Origin of the sequence: Pseudomonas sp. (genome assembly GCF_049645325.1) — a bacterium.
Taxonomy (GTDB): Bacteria; Pseudomonadota; Gammaproteobacteria; order Pseudomonadales; family Pseudomonadaceae; genus Aquipseudomonas.
The window spans coordinates 1-2,434 of the sequence record NZ_JBARTQ010000120.1 but is presented as its reverse complement, the minus strand read 5'-3'; the positions used below and the strand labels follow the sequence as shown (position 1 = coordinate 2,434).

Below are 2,434 nucleotides of genomic sequence, written 5' to 3'. Positions count from 1 at the left end.
GGCTTGCTCGCGAATGCGGAGTGTCAGTCGCCGAACATGTTGACTGATCCACCTCATTCGCGAGCAAGCCCGCTCCCACAGTTTGTTTGATGCATTCCCACGCAGAGCGTGGGAACGATCAATCATGCGGCCCTTAGGCGCTGACGCTTATTGGGCATAGATGTGGATGACGAAGTTCTGGCCTGAAGCTGTCGATTCGTAGACTTTTTCGGTAATGGTCAGCGTTCTCGACGGCTCCCGGATGGTGTCACCGACTTTGGCGAACTTCCTGAAGTCGTCCCAGTCGATGACGGTGGTGCTGATAGCGTCTGCACTGCGCACGGTGTTGCCGTAGATTTGATATTCCATCGGTGTAGCCCTCTGCTGGATGTCCGTTTCCGGCCGATTATTCGGCAGGCAGTTGTTGCCGAAAAGAGCGCCGCTGCAGCGGCTTTTTCCTTCCGGGCTCCAAGAGGCTAGCCAATAAAACGCAGGGCGTTACTGTCAGAAATATCAAAAAACAGTCTCGGCAATCCGCCAGTATTCGTTGCGCTTAAGCGCCCATGACCTCACGGATGTCGGCGGCTAATTCTCTTACACGCTCCTCCTCTGTATCCCACGCACACATGAACCGCGCGCCGCCTTTGCCGATGAAGGTGTAGAAACGCCAGCCCTTGGCCGTCAGCGCCTCAATGGCGGCTTCCGACAGTTGCAGGAACACGCCGTTGGCCTGCACCGGGAACATCAATTCCACGCCGGGAATATCCGTCACCAGGCTACTCAGCAGTTGCGCGCAGTGGTTGGCGTGGCGGGCGTGTTTGAGCCAGGCGTCGTTTTCCAGCAAGCCTACCCACGGGGCAGACAGGAAGCGCATTTTCGACGCCAGCTGGCCGGCCTGTTTGCAGCGGTAATCAAAGTCTTCGGCCAGCTTGTGGTTGAAGAACAGGATCGCCTCGCCAACGGCCATGCCGTTTTTGGTGCCGCCAAAGCACAGTACGTCGACGCCGGCTTTCCAGGTCAGGTCGGCCGGGGAGCAGCCGAGGAATGCGCAGGCGTTGGAGAAGCGCGCGCCGTCCATGTGCAGGTTCAGGCCCAGTTCTTTGCAGGTGGCGCTGATCGCGCGGATTTCTTCCGGGGTGTACACGCTGCCGACTTCGGTGGCCTGAGTCAGGGTGACCACGCGCGGTTTCGGGTAGTGAATGTCCTGGCGCTTGAGGGCGATCTCGCGGATCGATTCCGGGGTCAGCTTGCCGTTCTCGGTGCGCGCGGTGAGCAGCTTGGAGCCGTTGGAGAAAAACTCCGGCGCGCCGCATTCGTCGGTTTCGACGTGGGCGGTTTCCGAGCAAATCACGCTATGGTAGCTCTGGCACAACGAAGACAGCGCCAGGGAGTTGGCCGCCGTGCCGTTGAAGGCGAAGAACACTTCGCAGTCGGTTTCGAACAAGTTGCGGAAACCGTCGGCGGCGCGGTGGGTCCATTCATCATCGCCATACGCGCGTTGATGGCCCTGGTTGGCTTGTTCCATGGCGGCCCAGGCTTCCGGGCAGATGCCGGAATAGTTGTCACTGGCGAATTGTTGGCTCTTGTCGGTCATGGCCCATTCCTGTGGTCGATGTTGGTGCGCACTTTAACCAAGATTGTCAGGCGTGCGCACGCACTGTAAATGCAAAGTCACTGGGGAATTATGCACGGTACTCAAGCGATGTCTGTCGTCCGCGCGCGCGACGGCGCTTTGGATTTGCTCAAGTGGCTGGCGCTGCTGAGCATGGTGCTGGACCACCTGCGGTATGTCGGTTTGAGCCTCGATGGTCTGTATGTGCCGGGGCGCCTGGCCTTCCCATGGTTTTGCCTGGCGATTGCGGCGAATTTGCACCGGGTGAGAAACGCACCGGTGACCGGCCAGTGGCGCTACCTGGGCTGGCTGTTGCTGTTCAGTGTGATCAGTGAAGTGCCGTACCGAATGTTTATCGACGATGCCGATACGTTGAACGTGCTGCCAACCCTGGCGCTGGGCTTGCTGGTTGCCCGAGGATGGCAGCAGAAGGCGCTTATTGATCGAGGATTGGCGCTGATCGCGCTCGCATTGGCGGGAGTATTCTCCACGCATTTGATGTTCGGATTTTTCGGCGTATTGCTGCCGCTGGCGATGTTGTGGGTGTTTCGCCGGCCATGGTATTTCAGCGTGTTGCCGGGATTGGTCTGCGTGGCGGCTAACCAGTGGCAGATTTTGCTCAATAGCGGCACACCGGTGGCATTGATGGGATTGGCCGCGTGCCTGATCGCGCCATTGGCCGGTTTGGTCTTGTTGCGACATGCCCAAAATGTCTCGCCACCGGCCATGCGCCGTTGGGCGTATGCCCTTTATCCAGCGCATTTCTTACTGCTGCTACTGCTTCGAAAGATCATCGCCTAACCCCCTGTGGGAGCGGGCTTGCTCGCGAAAGCGGTGGGCCAG

3 protein-coding genes are annotated in these 2,434 nt (G+C 59.1%); 1 reads left to right on the top strand and 2 read right to left on the bottom strand.

Going from position 1 to position 2,434, the window contains the following annotated elements:
- Positions 1-147 precede the first annotated feature (147 nt).
- Both WBB95_RS05195 and WBB95_RS05190 read right to left on the bottom strand, forming a co-directional pair.
- Positions 148-348 carry a hypothetical protein gene (locus WBB95_RS05195; RefSeq protein WP_424486584.1) on the bottom strand — a complete coding sequence of 67 codons (201 nt, stop codon included), beginning with the start codon at positions 346-348 and terminating at the stop codon, positions 148-150.
- 184 nt (positions 349-532) lie between these two features.
- Positions 533-1,573 carry a low specificity L-threonine aldolase gene (locus WBB95_RS05190; protein WP_424486583.1) on the bottom strand — a complete coding sequence of 347 codons (1,041 nt, stop codon included), beginning with the start codon at positions 1,571-1,573 and terminating at the stop codon, positions 533-535.
- 108 nt (positions 1,574-1,681) lie between these two features.
- On the opposite strand from WBB95_RS05190, the gene WBB95_RS05185 reads away from it, so the two are divergent.
- A complete protein-coding gene (locus tag WBB95_RS05185; RefSeq protein ID WP_424486582.1) occupies positions 1,682-2,392 on the top strand; it encodes a TraX family protein in 711 nt (236 codons plus the stop codon).
- Positions 2,393-2,434: the final 42 nt, after the last annotated feature.

Coding starts and splice junctions, on each gene's coding strand:
- WBB95_RS05195 (WP_424486584.1), bottom strand. CDS start 348: ATGGAATATCAAATCTACGGCAACACCGTGCGCAGTGCAGACGCTATC.
- WBB95_RS05190 (WP_424486583.1), bottom strand. CDS start 1,573: ATGACCGACAAGAGCCAACAATTCGCCAGTGACAACTATTCCGGCATC.
- WBB95_RS05185 (WP_424486582.1), top strand. CDS start 1,682: ATGTCTGTCGTCCGCGCGCGCGACGGCGCTTTGGATTTGCTCAAGTGG.